This is a genomic window from Rhodococcus sp. As11 (assembly GCF_048957735.1).
Lineage (GTDB): Bacteria > Actinomycetota > Actinomycetes > Mycobacteriales > Mycobacteriaceae > Rhodococcus > Rhodococcus gordoniae.
This window is the reverse complement of record NZ_JARDJE010000007.1, coordinates 154,721-173,831: the sequence shown is the minus strand read 5'-3', so window position 1 is coordinate 173,831 and position 19,111 is coordinate 154,721. Positions and strand designations below refer to the sequence as shown.

Sequence of the window (19,111 nt, the reverse complement as noted above, 5' to 3'; positions counted from 1 at the left end):
GCTGAAGATGGAATTGGCATGGGGCGAGGACTTCGCTGCCCTCGCAGATGTGAGCAAGTCGGTGTTCGCGCGGTACTCGCCGCTGGAGGACCGATCCAACACGGTTCCGTTCGCGGACCAGGTCGCGCAGTTCGCCGAACTCGGCTGGCTGCAGCTCGGTGACCCGACCGGCGCCGACGCCGACAGCCCGTCGCTCGCGACGATCGCCGGCATCTTCGTCGAGGCGGGACGGGCGCTGGCCGCCACTCCGCTGCTCGAACTGACGATGTCCCGCGACGCCGCGCTGGTGATCGGCACCGACGAGGCGATCGGCCTCGCCAAGCGCATCGGCAACGGTGAGTCCGTGGTGGTCCCGGTGTTGCCGTCCCCCGAATGGGGTTCGGCGGTGACCTACGAGAACGGCACGCTCGACGGGGTCGCGTTGGCAGTGGACCACGCGGGCGACGCCGACAGCTTCCTCGTGTACGCACCCGGTGCGGAAAGCGTTGTGGCAGTGGTGGAGGCGAGCTCCGCGACTGCTGTCGAAGCGATGCCGAACATGGGCGGGTACCCGATGTTCGTGGTGACCTTCGACAAGGTGCCGGTGGCCGACGGTGCCGTGCTGGCCCGCGGCGCCGACGCCGACCGTGCCGTCGAGATCGCAGAGCAGCGCGCAGCGGTGCTGCGCGCGGCACAGCTCTACGGTGCCGGGCTGAAGCTGCTCGACATCACCGTGCTGTACGCGCAGCAGCGGCACCAGTTCGGTGGACCGATCGGACGCTTCCAGGCGGTGCAGTATCTGTGCACCGACCTCGCGATCGCTGCGCACTTCACCTCGGTGCACGCCCGGTCGGCAGCCACCGCGCTCGACGCCGGTCTCGATCCGCAGCCGCACATCGGTCTGATGCGCAAGCAGGCGGCGAAGGCCGCGCAGGAGATCGTGCACTCGGCGCACGAGGTCCACGCCGGCATCGGGTACATGATCGAGTCGAATGTGCACCTGTTCACCGACGCCGCCAAGCGCTGGCAATTCGATTTCGGTTCTGCCGCACGCAACGACGCCGACATCGTCGACGCCCTCGACCGCATCTACACCGGGACGGGCCGATGAGCTACATCGACTACCGCGTCGACGACGCCGTCGCCGTCATCAGCCTGAACCGTCCGGACCAGCACAACGCGCAGGACGCATCGCTGTTGCAGGACCTCGACGCCCGCTGGCAGGAGGCTGCCCGCGACGACGACGTCAAGGTGATCGTCGTGCGTGCCAACGGCGACAACTTCTCCGCCGGTCACGACCTGAAGACCGTGGCCCCGGGGTACTTCAAGGAGGGTAAGACGACCCTCGAGAGCGCCTACGGGTGGGAGACCGAGCATTATCTCGGTTTCTCCCGCAAGTGGCGCGACGTACCGAAGCCGTCGATCGCAGCAGTCCAGGGTGCCTGTGTCGCCGGGGCTCTCAACGTCATCTGGCCGTGCGACCTGATCGTCGCGGCCGACAACACCTATTTCAGCGATCCCGTCGTGAAGTTCGGTGTCGGTGGCGTCGAATACCACGCGCACACCTGGGAACTCGGTGCCCGCCGCGCCAAGGAGATGCTGTTCACCGCCCGGAAGCTCACCGCGGCCGAGGCGTTCGACGCCGGCATGGTGAACCGCGTGGTCCCGCTCGACGAACTCGACACGCAGACCATGGACCTCGCGCGGGAGATCGCGCAGATGGACCCGTGGGGACTGGCCACCGCCAAGCGTGCCGTCAATCAGACCCTCGACATCATGGGCCAGCAGGCGGCCCTGCAGTCGGCCTTCGACATCCACTGGCACGGGCACGCGAATGCCCTGTTGCGCACCGGATATCCGCTCCTGACGCCAGGCCCGCTTTCCTCGAAGACGAAGGAGGAGAACTCGTGAACTCGGACATCGCGCCGAACGACGCAGTCTCCCTGTGGGACCTGCTGGCCCTGCGGGCCGAGACCACCGGCGACGCCGTCGCCCTCATCGACGAGCACGATCGCCGCATGACCTTCGCCGAGGTCGTCTCCGTGGCCGAACGCGTCGCGGCCGGTCTGCTGGCCCGCGGCATCGAACCAGGCTCCACGGTGAGCTGGCAGCTGCCCACCCGCATCGAGACCGTCGTGCTCAGCCTGGCGCTGTCGCGTCTCGGCGTAACCCAGAACCCGATCATCCCGCTCTACCGGGCACGCGAGGTCGGGGCAATGGTCGCCCAGTGCGAGTCGGATTGGCTGATCACCCTGGGAGAATTCCGCGGCTTCGACCACGGCGCCATGGCCGAGGAGCTGCGTGCGGCGAGTGGTGACCGCCTTAACCTGCTGATCGTCTCCTCCGAGCTGCCCGACGGCGACCCGGCCGGCCTTCCTCCTGTGCCGGTCGGCAGGGACGAGGTGCGCTGGATCTACACGACCTCCGGAACGACGTCGGCGCCCAAGGGTGTCTGCCATACGGACGGGACGCTCATCGCCGGCGGTGTCTCTCTCGCCGATGCGATCGGTGCGTCGGCCGAGGACGTCGGCACCATCTTCTTCCCGTACGCGCACATCGGCGGCCCCGACCTGCTGATCGCCTCGTTGACCACCGGCATGTCGTTGACGCTCATGGAGGTCTACGAGCCGCGTGCCGCAGTGGACCTGATGCGTCGTGCGGGCGTGACCATCACCGGTGGCTCGACCCCGCACTACGCCTTGCTGCTCGAGGAGCAGCGGAAGAACCCGGGCGCTCGCGTGGTTCCGACCCTGCGCATGCTGACCGGCGGTGGAGCGCCCATGCCGGAGAAGCTGTTCCGCGACGTGCTCGCCGAGATGGGCATCCCGATCCTGCACGCCTACGGCATGACCGAGTGTCCGATGATCACCTCGGCGCGGATGAGCGACAGTATCGAACAATTGGCCACCACCTCCGGTCGTCCCGTGCTCGGGTGCGAGGTGCAGATCCGCACCGAGGAGGACGACGTGCTGCCCACCGGCGAGGTGGGCCGGGTGTGGCTGCGCGGCCCGATGTTGTTCAAGGAGTACCGCGCCGACGGCGAGATCATCCGTCCCTTCGACGCCGACGGCTGGATGTTCACCGGCGACACCGGCAGGCTCGAGGTGGAGGGCCATCTGGTCCTCGTCGGCCGGGAGAAGGACCTGATCATCCGCAAGGGCGAATCGATCAGCCCCACCGAGATCGAAGAGGTGCTCGCGGCGCACTCCGCCGTCGCGGACGTCGCCGTCATCGGCCTTCCCGACGACCGGTCGGGCGAGCGCATCTGCGCTGTCCTGCAACTGCACGAGGGTGCAGCCGATCTCGACGTCGACGAGATCCGCGCGTACTGCCGGGAGGCCGGTATCTCGCCGGCGAAGTTCCCCGAGGACGTCGTGATCGTCTCGGAGATGCCGAAGACCCCGACGATGAAGATCCGTAAGCAGCATCTCCGGCAGTCCGTCATCGACCAGCGGGCACTGTCCGGCGCGGCCGTCGACTGACACGGCCCCCGTGCCCGCCCCCGAATCCGAGAATTGGAAGTTCCCATGCCAGGACGTAGCTTCATAGAGCGCGCCGTCGAGTGCGCCGACACCAATGCGTTGCGGATGGCGCTGTACCAGGCGACCCGCGACGCGGAGATCGCCGCGATCACCCCGGAACGCGTCTTCGGCCCGACGACGGACGCGATCGTGTTCTCCGACGAGGACACCGCGCTCATCCGCGCGAAGGCCGTCGAGTACCTGCTCACCGAACCGGACGAGTCGGCGCTGCCGGTCCCGTCGCGGGACGAGATCGTCGAGCTGCTCGAGATGGCGGAAGCCCGCACTCTCGCGTCCGACGATCTGATCATGCGGCACAAGCTCCCGGCCTTCTCCGACCTGCCCTATCAGGCACAATGGCACGGGGAGAAGGTGATTCCGGAGGGTTACCACGTCGCGATCGTCGGTGCCGGCTTCGCCGGTATCGCCATGGGTGTGCAGCTGGCGAATCTCGGCGTCCCGTTCACGATCTACGAGCGTCGCGCCGAGGTCGGCGGGGTGTGGAGCATCAACACCTACCCCGACGTGCGCGTCGACACGGTGAGCTTCACCTACGAGTACGCCTTCGAGAAGAAGTACCCGTGGACCGAGTATTTCGCCCGACAGTCCGACGTGCGCGCGTACATCGACCACGTGGCGCACAAGTACGGTGTGTACGAACACATCCGGTTCGGCTCCGACGTCACCCAAGCCCGCTTCGACGAACCGACGCAGCGCTGGACACTGACCGTGCAGGGCGAGGAGTCCGTCACCGAGGTCGAGGCGAACGTTGTCGTCGCCGCCAGCGGTGTGTTCGCGACGCCGCGTGAACTCTCGGTCGAGGGCGTCTCCGACTTCACCGGCCAGATCGTGCACACCGCCCGGTGGAACGAGGACGTCGAGTACGCCGGCAAGAAGGTCGCCGTGATCGGCAACGGCTCGACCGGCGTGCAGCTGCTGTCGAAGATCGCTGAGAAGGCCGAATCCGTGACGGTGTATCAGCGCACACCGCAGTGGATCTCGCCGCGAACCAACTACGGCGTGCCGATCTCCGACGAGCTGCAGTGGCTGATTCAGAAGATGCCGTTCTACTGGAACTGGAACAAGTACGTCGCCGGCCTCGCGACCATCGACCTGCGGAACGTGCTCATGCCGGACGCGGAGTGGATCGCGAACGGCGGGCAGATCAGCAAGCGCAACGACATGCTGCGCAAGATCCTGGTCGGCTACATCTCGGCCCAGGTCGACGGCCGGCAGGACCTCCTCGACAAGCTGATCCCGGACTACCCGCCGATGACGCGACGCCCGGTGGTCGACAACAACTGGTACGCCTCGCTGACCAGGAACAACGTCGAACTCGTCACGACCCCGATCGAGCGGATGACGGACACCTCCATCGTCACCGCCGACGGAGAGGACCGCGAGACGGAACTGGTCATCGCCGCGGTCGGCTTCCAAACGGAGAAGTACATCTGGCCGACGCAATACTTCGGCCTCGGTGGTGTGACCCTCGAAGACGTCTGGACCGCGCAGGGTGCGCAGGCACACCTCGGCATGACCGTGCCGGGTTTCCCGAACATGTTCATGCTGTACGGCCCCAACTCGCAGCCGGTGGCCAGCGGTGCAGGTCTGCCGGTGTGGTTCGAGGTCTGGACAGGGTACATCGCCGAGTGCATCGTGGGGATGCTCGAGAAGGGCCGGGCGTCGATGGTCATCCGCAAGGACGCCTTCGACGAGTACAACGAGCAATTGCACGAAGAGGCCAAGAAGCTCATCTACCTGATGCCGAACTCGGCGATGGAGAAGAACTACTACGTCAACGAGTTCGGCCGGCTGCAGATGAATGCACCGTGGAACGGTGAGAAGTACTACGAACTGTGCGAGAGCCCGGACGAGTCGCACTACGACTTCACCGAGGCGCCGTAGGGCCCCGGGTCCACGAACGAAGGACCACCGAGATGCGGTTCACTCTGGAGTATCCCGGCGACGTCGCAGGTGCGGCTCCCTGTTTCCGTGAGGGTCCCGTGCTCGCTCGGATCAGCAGGGAAGCGCAGGATCACGGCTTCGAGGCGCTGTGTCTGGCCGATCATCCGGCACCGTCCGCGAAGTGGTTCGAGGCCGGTGGGCACGACAGCTTCGAACCGGCGGTCGCGCTGGCGTACGCGGCGGCGGCCACCACATCGTTGAAGTTGATGACGAACCTCTACGTGTTGCCCTTCCGCAACCCGTATCTCGCCGCCAAGGCGCTGACCACTCTCGATCTTCTGTCCGGGGGACGCCTGGTCGTGGGGGTGGGGGCAGGTTACCTGCGATCGGAATTCGCCGCGTTGGGTGTGAGCTTCGACGACCGCGCCGCACTCTTCGACGAGGCCATCGATGCACTGCGGCACATCTGGTTCTCGCCGTCGACACCGGTGACCGGTGAAAGGTTCGGCGGTACCGGGGAAATGCGTCTGTACGGTCCTGTGCAGCAACCGCATCCGCCGCTGTGGATCGGTGGCAACAGTCGTGCCGCGATCAGGCGGGTGGTGAGCGCGGGGGAGGGGTGGTGCCCGGTCATCGGGTCCGAGCGGATGACGTCCTCCGTTCGGACGGCTTCGATGGCGGGCGTGGAGGATCTGCGTCGGGGCGTGGTGCGCCTGCGGGACGAGCTGCTGCGCGCCGAGCGCGACCCGGCGCAGATCTCGATCCAGGTGGGCGCCCCGCCGGTCGATCTCGCCGATTCCCGCTCCGTGATGCGGTTCGTCGAGCAGGCCGGCGAACTGGCGGAGGTCGGTGTCACGCATCTGTGTGTGCATGCCGACGCTCGGTCGATGAATGCCGCGTCGGAGTTCGTCGCCGGATTCGGGGAGCAGATCATCCGGCCGCAGTCGGGTTGACGTCGAGGCCGGGGATCTGCGTCGCGTTCTGCGGCCCGTCCCCGCGTGGACACGTGGACGCAGATATGTCAATGGGAAATGTGCGGCCTGTTATGCCAGGTGGATTCTGAATCCTTACTTGTGACCGCTCTTTCGCGGTCCCGTGCTACGCAGTGGCGGAATCCCGCTCGAAGCCGAACCGAATTCGGGCCGAGTTGTTGACGCAAACGTAGCCGGTGGCTACAGTGAGTCCGGTCACAAGTCGTGTGGGTAGATGTCGTCGTTCATGGATTCGATTCGTACTTGCTGTCCGGCACGTCCCGAACCGACCGACAACCACCCCCGAACCTCGTTACCGAGGACCCGATGTTGAGGAGTCGATGTTGAGCACGCGTAAGTCGAACTGGGGCCGCTGGGGCGAAGCGGATGAGCTGGGCGCCCTCAACCACCTCACACCGGAGCGGGTCCTCTCCGCCCTTCGCCTGCCCAAGACGGGCAAGACCTACAGTCTCAGCATCCCGATCCAGCGATCCGGCGTGCCGAACCTCGAATACCGCGGAATCCCGCAGCGGCTGACCCTGACCAACCATCAGGACGAGGCGATGGCGCGCGCCAACGGCGGTGCCCCGGGCGTGGGTGCCAACGAGGACCAGCTCGTCATGCCGTCGCACACCTCGACGCACATGGACGCACTGTGTCATGTCTACGCCGACAACAAGATCTACAACGGCTACCCCGCCGATCAGGTCACCCCGTACTCGGGTGCGGCCAAGTGCAGCATCGACAAGGTCGGCGGCATCGCCGGCCGCGGCGTCCTCATCGACGTCGCCACCTCGAAGGGCGTCGACCTGCTCGAACCGGGTTACGTCATCACCGTCGCCGACCTGCAGAAGGCGCTGGACGATCAGGACGTCGAACTGCAGACGGGCGACCTGGTGCTCATCCGCACGGGATGGCTGGAGGACTATCTGGTCAACCAGGGCGAGATGATGCCGCAACCAGGAATCGGCCTCGAAGCGGCTGCCTTCCTCGCCGAGAAGGACGTCGCGCTGGTCGGTTCCGACAATGCAGCGATCGAGCCGATCCCCTTCGATCAGAATGTCTACCTCGGCGGACACATCATCCTGCTCGTCGAGCACGGCATCTACCTGGTCGAGAACATGAACCTCGCAGAACTCGCCGCCGACAGATGCTACGAGTTCCTGCTGACCATCGGCGCCCTGAAGATCACCGGCGGAACGGCGAGCCCGGTTACCCCCGTCGCCGTCGGCTGACCGCACCCCTCACACGAACAGGACCTCCGGATGACTGCGAACACCGAAGCCACCGTGCACACGTACCGCACTTCCCATGTCGGGTTGTGTGTCTCCGATCTCGCCAAGAGTCTTCGCTTCTACTGCGACGGACTGGGTTTCATCAAGATCATGGAATACGACATCGACGAGCAGATCCCTGAGGTGGATGCACCGTGCAGCCTCACCTCGACCTTCCTGGAGAAGGACGGACTGCGCATCGAACTGCTGTCCTACCGGCAGCCCGGTGTGATCGGTACGCCTCCCACCCGTCGTAACCATCTGGGCATGACCCACCTGTCGTTCTTCGCCGACGACATCGACGCCGCGGCCGACGCGCTGTGCGAATACGGCGGCACGCTGGTGCCGGAGACCCGCGCCGGTCTGGGCGATCCGACCGCGCCGCAGTTCGTGTTCGTGGCCGACCCCGATGGCAACCGCGTCGAACTCATGCACATCCCTGCCGGCACCCCCTGGTGACCGGGCCTGCGCCGGACTACGGCTTCCCCTCGATACCTCGCTGAATGCGTCACAGCGACGAATCCCCTCCGCCGCCGGATCGCGCACTTCGACGCAGTGACGACCAAAGGACTTTCATGACCGCTCCTGACACCACCGCACGCGACCCACACCTCTGGGAACCCCAGCGCAAGGTCGACGACCTCGAATGGTTCCGCGCGAAGTACGCCGAAGAGCGCGACAAGCGCCTGCCGAACACCGGTGCCGATACCTTCCAGGCGATCGACTTCGAAGGCAAATTCGCGGACTACGACGCCGACCCGTACGCGGACGGTCCGCGCACCACGCCGCCGCAGACCGCCGACCTGGACATGCTCGTCATCGGCGCGGGCTTCATGGGCATCAGTACCGGCATCGAGCTGAAGAAGATCGGCGTCACGAATTTCAAGATCCTGGACGTCGCAGCAGATTTCGGCGGCACCTGGTACTGGAACCGTTACCCGGGCGTGCGCTGCGACATCGAGTCGTACATCTACCTGCCGTACCTCGAGGAGACCGGTTACATCCCCACCGAGAGATACACGCGCGGCAGCGAGATCTTCGCCTACACCCAGTCCCTCTGCACGCAGTTCGGCCTGTACGAGCACGCCCTGTTCCAGACTCGGGTCACCGAGATGGAATGGGACGAGGACACCGCGCGGTGGACGGTGCGCACCGACGGCGGCGATGTGTTCCGCGCCCGCTTCGTCTCCACGCAGAGCGGCCTGTTCAGCCGCCCTCAGCTGCCTGGCATTCCGGGCATCGAGAAGTTCGCCGGCCACAGCTTCCACACCAGCCGGTGGGACTACGACTACACCGGCGGCGACACCACCGGAAATCTGACCGGGCTCCGCGACAAGCGCGTGGCCATCATCGGCACCGGTGCCACCGGCATCCAGGCCATCCCGCACCTCGCCGAGCACGCGAAGTCGCTGGTCGTCTTCCAGCGCACGCCCAGCCAGATCGCGCCCCGCGAGAACGCCCCGACCGACCTCGAATGGTTCAAGTCCCTGCCCGCGGGGTGGCAGAAGGAGCGTCGTGTCTCCTTCGACAAGTGCGCGATGGACCGCGCCACCGTCGACTGCGACGTCGACGACGGCTGGATCAAGTTCGCGAAGTACCAGATGCGTAAGATCTACGAGGCCGGCGGTGCGGAACCGACCCTCGAGCAGTACATGGACGCGATGGAGCGCTCGGACTACGAGTGGAACGAGATGTTGCGCGACCGGGTCGACGCCATCGTCAAGGATCCGGCCAAGGCCGACAAACTCAAGACCTACTACCGCACCATGTGCAAGCGACCGGGCTTCAGCGACGACTTCCTTCCGGTGTTCAACAAGGAATCCGTCCACATCATCGACACCTCCACCACGCCGATCGACCGGATCACCGAGGAGGGCATCGTCGTCGGCGACCGCGAGTACGAGGTCGACCTCATCATCTACGCGACGGGCTTCCAGCAGGGACGCACCTGGACCGACAAGGCCGGCTACGACGTGCTGGGCCGCGACGGCAACCGGCTGTCGAAGAAGTTCGCCGAGGGCGCGAGCACCTACCACGGCTTCCTCAGCAAGGACTTCCCGAACCTGTTCTTCCTGGGGTTCGTTCAGTCGACCCAGGTTTCGAACATCTCGAATCTCATCGACAACCAGGCCCGGCACATGGTCTACATGGTCGGCAAGTGCCTGAAGGAGGACATCCGGGCCATCGAACCGACCGCCGAGGCCGAGGCAGGTTGGAACGCGACCATCGCCGAACACGCGGAGATGCGACGGGAATGGAACCTCTCGTGCACTCCGGGCCACTACAACAACGAGGGCCGTGTCGACGACAAGCGCAGCACCCTTGCGGGCGGTCTGTACGGACCCGGCTACGAATATTTCGAGATGCTCGAGAAGTGGCGTGAGGACGACACCTTCGACGGCATCGCCGCGACCCGCTGAGCCGGCGGCATACCGACAGGAATTCTCGAGGACTGCGGGCAGCCGACCTTCCGGCTGCCCGTGCGTCCGGTTCACGAAAGTCAGGAGAGAGTAATGACGTTGACTCCGGTGCGACTCGGTTACGCACTGTTCACCATGGTGGATCCGTCGCGCGGTCATGAGGTCGAGTACAACCGCTGGTACGAGCGCGATCACCGCTACTCGGGCTGCATGGTCGGTCCGGGCTGGTTCACCGGCAGCCGTTGGGTCGCCACGAAGGCTCTGAAGGACCTGCGCTTCCCGGAGACCGGACCGGTCGCGACGAAGACCGAGAATGGTTCGTACCTTGCGATCTACTGGGTACACGAGCCCGATGCGGAAGTCGCAGACGCGTGGGCGCAGAAGCAGGTCGGCGAACTGTACGCCGCCGGCCGCGGCTTCGCCGAGCGTGAGCACGTCCACACCGGCCAGTACCTGCCGGACTCGACCGTCTCTGCGCAGGAGGACGGCGTCCCTCTCGAACTCGCACACGATCACCATTACGGCGGCCTCGTCACCGTGATGATCGAACCAGCAGAGGGCGTCGACCGCGCCGCCGCTATCGACATGATCGACAACGGACCGGCCGAGACCCTGGTCGGCAAGGGTGCCGTCGATCTGATCAGCAGCTGGCGAATGAAGCCCTGGCCCTCCGACCACAATGTGCCGATGAAGATGGGCAACGACGGCGGAACCACCGACCGCATCCTTCAGATGCTGTTTCTCGAAGACGAGCCGACCGCGAGCTGGCAGCACATCGTCGACTACGCAACGGATATCGAGAAGTCGGGTGCGGGCACGGTCACCTTCGCGTCGCCGTTCATCCCGACTGTGGTCGGTACGGACAAGTACACCGACGAATTGTGGTGAGACCTGTGTTGAGCGGTGAGAAGATCCTGGTGACCGGGGTGACCGGTCAGATCGCGTTCCCGATCGCGAGGACGCTGGCGGCCGAGAACGAGGTGTGGGGACTGGCGCGTTACAGCCGGCCCGACGACCGGCAGCGGGTGAGCGAAGCGGGAATCGTCCCGATCACCTGCGATCTCGGCAACGGCGACTTCGACGGTGTACCCGAGGATTTCACGTACGTCGTACATCTGGCGGCGAGTCTGGCTCCGGGTTGGGATTACGACGCCGCGATCCGCGCCAACGCAGAAGGCACCGGACTTCTCCTGCAGCACTGCCGGTCCGCCAAGGGCGCACTCGTGATGTCCACCCATTCGGTCTACCGCCCGCAGGACGACCCGATGTACCTGTTCACCGAACAGTCACCGCTGGGCGAGTGCAACAGCACCCACACCCCGACCTACTCGATGTCGAAGATCAGCCAGGAGGCCACCGCGCGGTTCGCCGCCCGCGCCTTCGGTGTTCCGGTGACGATCGCTCGGATGAACGCGTCGTACGGGCCCAACGGGGGACTCCCGGCCATGCACGTCGACGCCATCGCTGACGGCCGGCCGATCACCACCCGCTGGGATCCGTGCATGTACAGCCCGATCTACGAGGACGACATCAACACCCAGGTCGGTGCCCTGCTCGAGGCAGCCTCCACACCTGCTCTCATCGTCAACTGGGGTGGCGACGAACCGGTGAGCGTGCAGGAGTGGGCGGCCTACGCCGGCGAGTTGATGGGGGTCGAGCCCGTCGTCGACGTGACTCCGATCGAGGGAACGCTGCGCGGATCCATCGCGGACACCACGCTGCGTGCCTCCATCACCGGGCCGTGCACGGTGGATTGGCGTGAAGGCATCCGCCGGACGGTTGCCGCTCGTCATCCGGACAAGCTCATCGAGACCGTCCGCTCGTGAGCATCCTTTCGTAGAACATCATTTGGGAGACGACATGCCGATGACAGTGCACGAGTCGCTGCCTGCCGAACGGGCCGGTAGGCCGGCGGGTCCGGAACTGCTGGACCGCCGCGCGATGTTCGCCGCGACCGAGATCGACCCCGCGCTGGGGGTCACGGCCGGTGATGCAAAGTTCGCGGGTGTGCCGTGCCGGACTCTTCGGGCCGGCGACCGGGCCACCATCCTCTACCTGCACGGGGGTGGATACCGGATGGGTAGTCCGGAGGCATACAACGCCTACGCGGCGAAGATCGCGGCCGGCGCCGACGCCACGGTCGTCCTGCCGCGGTATCGGCTCGCGCCGGAGAACCCGTTTCCGGCCGGGCTGCGCGACGCCATCGCTGTCTACGAGGCACTCACGTCCGCGGCGGAGGGACCGATCGTTCTTGCCGGTGACTCGGCAGGCGCCGGTCTCGCCGCTGCGGTGATCGTCGCGGCAAAGACGGGCGGTCTGCGCACTCCTGACGGGCTGATGCTGCTGTCGCCGTGGCTCGACCTGCACTGCTCGTCGCCGTTCTACGAGACCGCACCCGACGTCTTCTTCCCGCTGGCGACGGCTGAGTCGGCACGCGAGGACTACCTGCAGGGCGCCCCTGCAAGTGACCCGCTGGCGTCGCCGTTGCTGGCCGATCACACCGGATTCCCGGCCACCCTGATCCAGGTCGGCGGCAACGAGGCGCTGGTCGGTGATGCACTCGGGCTGGTCGGGTCACTCGCGAAGGCGAATGTCACCTGCACGCTGGAAGTGGTTGCGGATCAAGGACACACTTGGCCCTTGATCTACCCCGACCACAGCGTCTCCGTCGCGTCGATCGAGTCGTGTTCTCGGTTCGTCCAGTCGATCGAACGGACCGGACAGGGCTGATGACTGTGTGGGCCGAGGGTTCTACCTGTCCGTAGAACCCTCGGTAGTGGTGTCATCGGTCGTGTCGTGCTCTGTGGACAACGTCTCCATAAGGCTCCGCATGGCACGCATGTCGGAGCGCAGTTCGTCGAGTTCGGAACGAAGGCCGTCCAGTGTGTCGGCGGGTGACTCCGGACCGGTACTCGTAGCCGGTACCGGTTCGCGCCGCGCATCCGTCGACGACGGTGGCGTCGGCACATCGGATGAGCCGGTTCGTTCCGGAGCGAACCCGTCGAGGAACACCGAGGTGACGGTAGCCGTTATAGATTCGATGTCGGCTGCGAGCGTGTCCCGGTGCCACCTGACCGACTGGAAGACGCACTCTCGCATCATCCGCTGGAATTCGAAGACGTCGATACCGGACTTGAATTCACCGCCACGCACGCCTTCATCGACTACATCGAACCACACCCGGTGGGAGGACTCTACGGCTCCGGCGATCTCCGCATACTCGGGAAGTGCACCGAGGTTGTCGAACTCGTTCTGATAGATTTCCGTAGCGTAGGGGTGCTGATTTGCAACTTCCAGGGAAACCCGGACTATGAGTTCGAGACGGCCACGGGCCGTTCCGGTGCTGGTCAAGGCGTTTGTGTAACTGCCTACCAGGTCCGTCAGGAAACTCCTCAGGATCTCGGAGACGATCGCGTCCTTGGAGTCGAAGTAATGATACAAAGTCCCGGAGTTCAGGCCCACCGCATCGGCGATCTCGCGGATCGTGGTGGCCGAGATGCCTCGTTCGGAAAATAACCGAGCCGATTCGGCCAGGATCATCTGACGCCGGCTGGCTGTCACTGTTTACCTCTCGTATGCGGACGATTCGTGTAGGTGCCGCCACGAGGCTATCAGCGGGTCAGGGCTGTTTTACCTCGGTGGCGGCGCCGGGTTCCTCGCTCCCGAATGGGGTCGTTGCGTGGCTCAGTCGGCGGGGGGAGGGGCCAGGGCTATCGGAGGGGCGATCTCTGCGGCGGCGTCATCGCCCGAATCGCTTGCACCGCAAACGTCGTGGTCCGCACACTCGCGCGCATCCTCGACCTCCGCTCCTCTGCCGATCTCGGTTTCGAAGGTGGATTTCCACTGGGCGAGCTGCTCTGCGGTCCAGCCGAACTGTGTACGTTCACCGAGCAGGCGATCGGCGATCCTTACAACCATTGCTACCCGGGCCGCGCGTCGCGACTCGACCTGCCCGAGAATGTCTGCCGGGGTCAAGGGTCGTGTGCTCGTGCGGTAATGCGCCCAGGTGGTTTCGAGGGCGTCGGATTCGGAACAGTCCCTGAGGAGTTCGGCCCAGTAATACTCACCGAACCCCTCCGGCAACGCGTACTGTTCGATTCCGGACCGGATCCGCAGGATTTCCCGGCAGGTGAATACGTCGACGGTCTTGACTCTCATGACGCGATCGCAATGCGGGCGACCGGTGTGAGGTAACTGTCTTCGATCGCGAGCGCATCACCCATCGACATCCACCCCTCCTCGGGGTCCGGCTGTGCGTTGGCGTCGTTCTCCACGTCGATCGAACTCATGGACTGGGTCCTCCTGTGCGGAAGCGATGGGTGTGCGGATTATGCGGACTGCGGGTCGTCGGCGGGTTCTTTCGACCACGCCAGGTTCTGGTCACCCCACGTGCGGGGTGGGCGGGAGAAGACCTCCTCGAGCATCGGCATGAAGAACTCGAGAGGTTCCGAATCGTAGTCGGGGTCGAACGACTCCTGGTCCCAGGCTGCGCAGAAGTGGGCGCAGCTGTCGAAGTACGGCGAGTCCCGGTACCGGTCACGACTGTCGGTCGGAATGCCGAGCTTGTCACCGTAGTGGTAGGTCTGGAAGACACCGTGGTGCTTGACGATCCACACCGCCTCGTCGTCGAGGACCGGTCGCAGGATGGCGGCGGCGACCTCGCTGTGATTGTCCGGGCAGAGATCGTCGCCGATGTCGTGCAGCAGTGCGGCGATCACCAGATCGACACGGGCGCCCTCCCGGTGCGCGCGGGTCGCGGACTGCAACGAATGCTCGTAGCGATCGACGCGGTAACCGAAGGTGTAGCCCTTCATCGACTCGAGCAGACGCACCACCGTCCCTAGCCAATGGTCGCGTCGATGAATCGCGGCCTCGTCCCGGATCAGTTCCATCTCCGCGGCAGTGGCGTCGTCCATCCGGGAGAATTCGACGGTACGGGTGTTGTCGACCATGTCAGTTTCCTTCGGTGTCGGTGTCGGTGTCGGTGTCGGTGTCGGTGTCGGTGTAGGTGATCGGTGTCGGTGTAGGTGATCGGTGTGAGTCGGCCCGCGGCAGTCAGGCCGAGCGGACGGTGGTTTCGCTCGGGGCGTCTTTCTCCGCGGTGAGGACCAAACCCTTGGTCTCCTGAGTGAAGTAGGCGGCGGCGGCAACAGCCAGTGCGAGCACGATGACGTACCAGGTGAACAGGTCCGGCGTGCCGCGGGCGGTCAGCCACGAATTGAGGTAAGGCGCAGTACCTCCGAAGATCGCGGCCGCGAGCGACACGGCGATTCCCGTACCTGCCGCGCGGGACTTCGTGGAGAACAGTTCGGCGAACCAGGCGACCTGCGTACTGGCCGCGAGTGCCTGGATGACGAGCGCCAGGGACATCGCCACGACCAGGGTGACGGCCGAGTCGTCGAGCATGCCGGACAGGGGGAAGGCGAGCAGGGCCACCAGCAGTCCCCACACGATGTTGTTGGGGCGACGTCCGAACCGGTCGGCCAGCAGTGCCGCGAGCGGGAGAGCGAGGATGAAGACGACGTTGGCGACCACGCCGGCCCACATCGCCAGTTTGTCGTTCACGTTGTAAAAGCTGATGGCGTACGCGGGCGCGTTCACCGACCAGGTGTACGAGAAGACCGATGTGCCGCCGACAAGGAGGACGACGCGCAGGATCGAGGTGCGCTGCGCCCAGATGTCCCGGAGTGCGGAGCGGGCCGACGACGGTGCCCCCGCGCTCACGGCCTCGGCGGCCTGATCGGTGAAGGCTTCGGATTCCTCGAGGCCACGGCGGAGGTAGAGGGCGAAGAAGCCGAGTACACCACCGATCAGGAACGGGATTCGCCAGCCCCAGTCGGCCATCGTTTGGGAGTCGATCCCGGTACGCATCAACGCACCCAGGAGGGTGGCGAGCACGGTTCCGCCGACGGTGGACATGATGACAGTGGTACCCCACAGCGCGCGGTTGTCCGGCCGTGCCACCTCGGCGATGTAGGTGTACGAACCGCCCTGCTCACCACCGTGCGCGACACCCTGAACGCAGCGGACGACGAGCAGCCACAGCGATGCGAACACACCGATCTGCTCATAAGTGGGCGCGATCGCGATGAGGACGCTCGATACTGCGACGAGGGTCATGGTCAGCACCATGACGAATTTGCGGCCGCGGCGATCGGCGACCAGCCCGAAGAGCAGGCCGCCGATCGGGCGCATGACGAACCCGACCGCGAACACCGCCATCGTCGACAACAGGTTCGATACTTCGTTGGTGGAGTTGAAGAACTGGTTGGAGAAGTAGACCGCGAAGATCGCGAACACGGTCCAGTCGAACCACTCCAACGTGTTTCCCATGTTGACGGCCATGATCATCCGAGCTCGGCCTTTGGCCCGAGGCAGGTTCGGCGGCGTCGGCCTTCCCGAGGGGTCGTTCTGCGTTGGCGAGGCGGTCATGCCGGTTCTCCTTGTCGGGAGCATGCTGTGGGGTTGAGGGGACGGAGGAGCAGGCGCGCGGTGTGCGACGGCTGTTCGAGGGACACAGTGCCGTCGTGGGGCCATCGGCCTTCTGCACCTGACCGATTCGGAGTGCGGTCGGGGGCATGAAATGCCGAGGGGTGTGTGCCGTATGGCGCGCGTCACAAATCTAGGACTATCCGCGAATAATGTCAATCAAGCGGTTGGCTGGCCCCCGGTTCATCGAGGTCGGGGGGTGAATCTCTACCGATTCGGGCCGCTCGGCGGAGTGTATGTGCAGGTCGGAAGAATGCGGGCCTGCGCAGGTCGTGGGTGCGGCCCACCGGTGTTGCTCGCCGAAGGCGACGGCATCGTCCGAAGGGCGGCTTACATTCGTAACTTTTGTAAGATAGAGTTTCGCCACGTCCGACTCTGTGACCCCAATCTCACCCCTGGAGGCGCTGTGACTGTGTACGACGAATCGACTGCGATCGGAGGTGGTCCGGATTCGACAGGTGAGTGGCGACCACGTGCCACGCCCCCGATCGGGGTCGACCTCAGCAATGCGCAGAAACTCGCCTGCGCGTTCCGGATCCTGGCGCACAACGGCTTCAGCGAGAACATGGCCGGCCACATCACCTGGGCCGATCGGGACGACGACAGTCTTCTGATCAACCCGTGGGGGTTGTGGTGGGACGAGGTCAAAGCCTCCGACGTGTGCCGTGTGGACGCGAACGGTGCTGTGATAGAAGGAAAGTGGGATGTCACACCCGCCTATCACATCCACACCGAACTACATCGGCGTCGTCCTGACGCCCGGGTGGTCATCCACAACCACCCGTACTACGTGACCTTGCTGGCCGCCGTCGGTGTGTTGCCGATGATCGCGCACCAGACCGGCAGCTTGTACGACGACGACCTGTCCCTGGTCGACGAGTACGGGGGCGAGATCAACGACGCCGAACTCGGCCGCGGCCTCGCCGACCAGATCGGCGATCGTAACAACGTCATCCTCGCCAGCCACGGCATCATCACAACAGCCGACACGATCGAACTCGCGGTCTACCGCGCGGCCTCGATCGACCGGTTCTGCCGGTTGGCGTATGACATCCTGCTGCTCGGCAAAGACCCACTACCGATCGAGAAGAGCATTCGCGTCGCGATGCAGAAGGCGCTCGTCGAGCGCGCGGCCGGTGTCTACTGGGCAGGCGCCGTACGCAAGCTGATCCGTACCGATCTCGACGTTCTCGACTGACAACATCTGTATCCCAAACGTTTACGGTTGCGTGAGTAGCGCAGCCGGATTCGCCGACCCCCGACAATTGAGGAGCGTGCGAGATGGCCAATCTCGACGAACTGATCCACAACACCGACTTCACCCAGAACGTCAAGGGAAAGGTGACTTTCCTGCCCGAGCCGGAGAAGGCGCACCGGCCCTTCCCCTTCATCTCCGTCGACGACCACATCGTCGAGCCGAAGGACACCTTCGAGGGGCGCCTGCCGGCGAAGTTCGCCGACCGGGCACCCAAGGTCATCCACCGGGACGGCGCGGATATCTGGGTGTACGACGGTAAGGAGATTCCGAACGTCGGCTTCAACGCGGTCGTCGGACGCCCGGTCGACGAGTGGGGCTTCGACCCGCAGCGCTTCGAGGACATGCGCCGCGGTTCGTGGGACATCCACCACCGTGTCAAAGACATGAACCTCTCGGGTGTGTATGCGTCCCTGAATTTCCCGTCGTTCCTCCCTGGATTCGCCGGCCAGCGTCTGCAGCTCAGCACCAAGGATCAGGAACTGGCGCTCGCTGCGACCCGCGCCTACAACGACTGGCACCTCGAGGACTGGGCGGGTCCGTACCCGGACCGCATCATCCCGTGCCAGATCCCCTACTTCCTCGATCCCGAGATCGGTGCGCAGGAGATCTACCGCAACGCCGAGCGCGGCTTCAAGGCGGTGACCTTCTCCGAGGGTCCCCATGCCCTGGGGCTGCCGTCCGTGCACTCGGGTCACTGGGACCCGATCATGCGGGCGTGCGAGGAGACCGAGACCGTCATCAACCTGCACATCGGCTCGTCCAGCACGTCGCCGAGCACGTCGGAGGACGCCCCGCCGGACGTGTCCGGCACACTGTTCTTCGGTTACGCCATGTTCGCGACCGTCGACTGGCTGTTCTCGAAGATCCCGGTACGCTTCCCGAACATCAAGATCGTGATGTCGGAAGGTGGAATTGGTTGGGTTCCAGCACTTCTCGACCGTCTCGACCACATGACCACGTACTCGTCGATGTACGGCACGTGGGACGGCATCGACATCTCCCCCGCGGACGTGCTCAAGCGGAACTTCTGGTTCTGCGCCGTGGAAGACCCGTCGACGATGGTGCTGCGCGACCGGATCGGCATCGATCACATCCTGCTGGAGGAAGATTACCCGCACAGCGACAGCCTGTGGCCGCGGACCATGGAGGTCGTCAGCGAATCCATGAAGGGACTCTCCGCCGACGAACTGCGCAAGATCACCTGGGAGAACGCCTCCAAGCTGTACCGGCATCCGGTGCCGCAGAGCGTGATCGACGACCCGAACAGCTTCTGACCGGATTCTGAACGGCCCCG

General features: G+C 65.0%; 18 protein-coding genes. 13 read left to right on the top strand and 5 right to left on the bottom strand.

Annotated features, from left to right (window positions below):
- Positions 1-7 precede the first annotated feature (7 nt).
- The 11 genes from PV766_RS11835 (at position 8) to PV766_RS11785 (ending at position 12,800) form a co-directional block, all read left to right on the top strand.
- Positions 8-1,090 (top strand): acyl-CoA dehydrogenase family protein, encoded by a 1,083-nt coding sequence (locus PV766_RS11835; protein ID WP_421097060.1) that lies wholly within the window; start codon positions 8-10, stop codon positions 1,088-1,090.
- Complete coding sequence (locus tag PV766_RS11830) at positions 1,087-1,890, top strand: enoyl-CoA hydratase (protein ID WP_421097059.1); 804 nt, start codon at positions 1,087-1,089, stop codon at positions 1,888-1,890. The genes PV766_RS11835 and PV766_RS11830 overlap by 4 nt, the downstream gene beginning before the upstream one ends.
- Positions 1,887-3,461 (top strand): class I adenylate-forming enzyme family protein, encoded by a 1,575-nt coding sequence (locus tag PV766_RS11825; protein WP_421097058.1) that lies wholly within the window; start codon positions 1,887-1,889, stop codon positions 3,459-3,461. The genes PV766_RS11830 and PV766_RS11825 overlap by 4 nt, the downstream gene beginning before the upstream one ends.
- Positions 3,462-3,506: 45 nt before the next feature.
- Positions 3,507-5,405, top strand: a complete 1,899-nt coding sequence (locus PV766_RS11820) for a flavin-containing monooxygenase (protein WP_421097057.1) — start codon at positions 3,507-3,509, stop codon at positions 5,403-5,405.
- 32 nt (positions 5,406-5,437) lie between these two features.
- Entirely contained in the window at positions 5,438-6,358 is a 921-nt protein-coding gene (locus PV766_RS11815) for a TIGR03619 family F420-dependent LLM class oxidoreductase (RefSeq protein ID WP_129975419.1), read from the top strand.
- 359 nt (positions 6,359-6,717) lie between these two features.
- The gene (locus PV766_RS11810) at positions 6,718-7,611 is read left to right on the top strand and encodes a cyclase family protein (protein WP_129975421.1); all 894 of its coding nucleotides are present in this window, start codon (positions 6,718-6,720) and stop codon (positions 7,609-7,611) included.
- Between the two features lie 30 nt (positions 7,612-7,641).
- On the top strand, positions 7,642-8,109 hold the full coding sequence (locus PV766_RS11805) for a VOC family protein (RefSeq protein WP_129975423.1): 468 nt from the start codon (positions 7,642-7,644) through the stop codon (positions 8,107-8,109).
- Positions 8,110-8,225: 116 nt separating this feature from the next.
- Positions 8,226-10,070 carry a flavin-containing monooxygenase gene (locus PV766_RS11800; protein ID WP_165369180.1) on the top strand — a complete coding sequence of 615 codons (1,845 nt, stop codon included), beginning with the start codon at positions 8,226-8,228 and terminating at the stop codon, positions 10,068-10,070.
- Between the two features lie 93 nt (positions 10,071-10,163).
- Positions 10,164-10,958, top strand: coding sequence for a hypothetical protein (locus PV766_RS11795; protein WP_129975427.1), 795 nt, complete (start codon positions 10,164-10,166; stop codon positions 10,956-10,958).
- The gene (locus PV766_RS11790) at positions 10,955-11,896 is read left to right on the top strand and encodes an NAD-dependent epimerase/dehydratase family protein (RefSeq protein ID WP_242496612.1); all 942 of its coding nucleotides are present in this window, start codon (positions 10,955-10,957) and stop codon (positions 11,894-11,896) included. Before PV766_RS11795 ends, PV766_RS11790 begins: the two co-directional genes overlap by 4 nt.
- Before the next feature lie 40 nt (positions 11,897-11,936).
- Positions 11,937-12,800, top strand: a complete 864-nt coding sequence (locus PV766_RS11785) for an alpha/beta hydrolase (RefSeq protein WP_165369181.1) — start codon at positions 11,937-11,939, stop codon at positions 12,798-12,800.
- Positions 12,801-12,821: 21 nt separating this feature from the next.
- On the opposite strand, the gene PV766_RS11780 is transcribed toward PV766_RS11785, so the two are convergent.
- The 5 genes from PV766_RS11780 to PV766_RS11760 form a co-directional block, all read right to left on the bottom strand.
- Entirely contained in the window at positions 12,822-13,610 is a 789-nt protein-coding gene (locus PV766_RS11780) for a TetR/AcrR family transcriptional regulator (protein WP_129975950.1), read from the bottom strand.
- Positions 13,611-13,754: 144 nt separating this feature from the next.
- Entirely contained in the window at positions 13,755-14,228 is a 474-nt protein-coding gene (locus PV766_RS11775; protein WP_207213462.1) for a hypothetical protein, read from the bottom strand.
- Complete coding sequence (locus PV766_RS11770; protein ID WP_277986173.1) at positions 14,225-14,359, bottom strand: hypothetical protein; 135 nt, start codon at positions 14,357-14,359, stop codon at positions 14,225-14,227. Before PV766_RS11770 ends, PV766_RS11775 begins: the two co-directional genes overlap by 4 nt.
- A 39-nt stretch (positions 14,360-14,398) precedes the next feature.
- Positions 14,399-15,022, bottom strand: coding sequence for an HD domain-containing protein (locus PV766_RS11765; RefSeq protein ID WP_165369182.1), 624 nt, complete (start codon positions 15,020-15,022; stop codon positions 14,399-14,401).
- Between the two features lie 103 nt (positions 15,023-15,125).
- The gene (locus tag PV766_RS11760) at positions 15,126-16,502 is read right to left on the bottom strand and encodes an MFS transporter (protein ID WP_242496614.1); all 1,377 of its coding nucleotides are present in this window, start codon (positions 16,500-16,502) and stop codon (positions 15,126-15,128) included.
- A 463-nt stretch (positions 16,503-16,965) separates the two neighbouring features.
- On the opposite strand from PV766_RS11760, the gene PV766_RS11755 reads away from it, so the two are divergent.
- Both PV766_RS11755 and PV766_RS11750 read left to right on the top strand, forming a co-directional pair.
- Entirely contained in the window at positions 16,966-17,757 is a 792-nt protein-coding gene (locus tag PV766_RS11755; protein WP_129975956.1) for a class II aldolase/adducin family protein, read from the top strand.
- A gap of 83 nt (positions 17,758-17,840) precedes the next feature.
- Positions 17,841-19,091 (top strand): amidohydrolase family protein, encoded by a 1,251-nt coding sequence (locus tag PV766_RS11750; RefSeq protein WP_129975431.1) that lies wholly within the window; start codon positions 17,841-17,843, stop codon positions 19,089-19,091.
- Positions 19,092-19,111: the final 20 nt, after the last annotated feature.

What these genes read in the sequence shown, in the direction of transcription:
- PV766_RS11750 (WP_129975431.1), top strand. Translation starts at nt 17,841, where the DNA reads ATGGCCAATCTCGACGAACTGATCCACAACACCGACTTCACCCAGAAC.
- PV766_RS11775 (WP_207213462.1), bottom strand. Translation starts at nt 14,228, where the DNA reads ATGAGAGTCAAGACCGTCGACGTATTCACCTGCCGGGAAATCCTGCGG.
- PV766_RS11765 (WP_165369182.1), bottom strand. Translation starts at nt 15,022, where the DNA reads ATGGTCGACAACACCCGTACCGTCGAATTCTCCCGGATGGACGACGCC.
- PV766_RS11780 (WP_129975950.1), bottom strand. Translation starts at nt 13,610, where the DNA reads ATGATCCTGGCCGAATCGGCTCGGTTATTTTCCGAACGAGGCATCTCG.
- PV766_RS11805 (WP_129975423.1), top strand. Translation starts at nt 7,642, where the DNA reads ATGACTGCGAACACCGAAGCCACCGTGCACACGTACCGCACTTCCCAT.
- PV766_RS11835 (WP_421097060.1), top strand. Translation starts at nt 8, where the DNA reads ATGGAATTGGCATGGGGCGAGGACTTCGCTGCCCTCGCAGATGTGAGC.
- PV766_RS11800 (WP_165369180.1), top strand. Translation starts at nt 8,226, where the DNA reads ATGACCGCTCCTGACACCACCGCACGCGACCCACACCTCTGGGAACCC.
- PV766_RS11760 (WP_242496614.1), bottom strand. Translation starts at nt 16,502, where the DNA reads ATGACCGCCTCGCCAACGCAGAACGACCCCTCGGGAAGGCCGACGCCG.
- PV766_RS11795 (WP_129975427.1), top strand. Translation starts at nt 10,164, where the DNA reads ATGACGTTGACTCCGGTGCGACTCGGTTACGCACTGTTCACCATGGTG.
- PV766_RS11770 (WP_277986173.1), bottom strand. Translation starts at nt 14,359, where the DNA reads ATGAGTTCGATCGACGTGGAGAACGACGCCAACGCACAGCCGGACCCC.
- PV766_RS11785 (WP_165369181.1), top strand. Translation starts at nt 11,937, where the DNA reads ATGACAGTGCACGAGTCGCTGCCTGCCGAACGGGCCGGTAGGCCGGCG.
- PV766_RS11830 (WP_421097059.1), top strand. Translation starts at nt 1,087, where the DNA reads ATGAGCTACATCGACTACCGCGTCGACGACGCCGTCGCCGTCATCAGC.
- PV766_RS11820 (WP_421097057.1), top strand. Translation starts at nt 3,507, where the DNA reads ATGCCAGGACGTAGCTTCATAGAGCGCGCCGTCGAGTGCGCCGACACC.
- PV766_RS11815 (WP_129975419.1), top strand. Translation starts at nt 5,438, where the DNA reads ATGCGGTTCACTCTGGAGTATCCCGGCGACGTCGCAGGTGCGGCTCCC.
- PV766_RS11810 (WP_129975421.1), top strand. Translation starts at nt 6,718, where the DNA reads ATGTTGAGCACGCGTAAGTCGAACTGGGGCCGCTGGGGCGAAGCGGAT.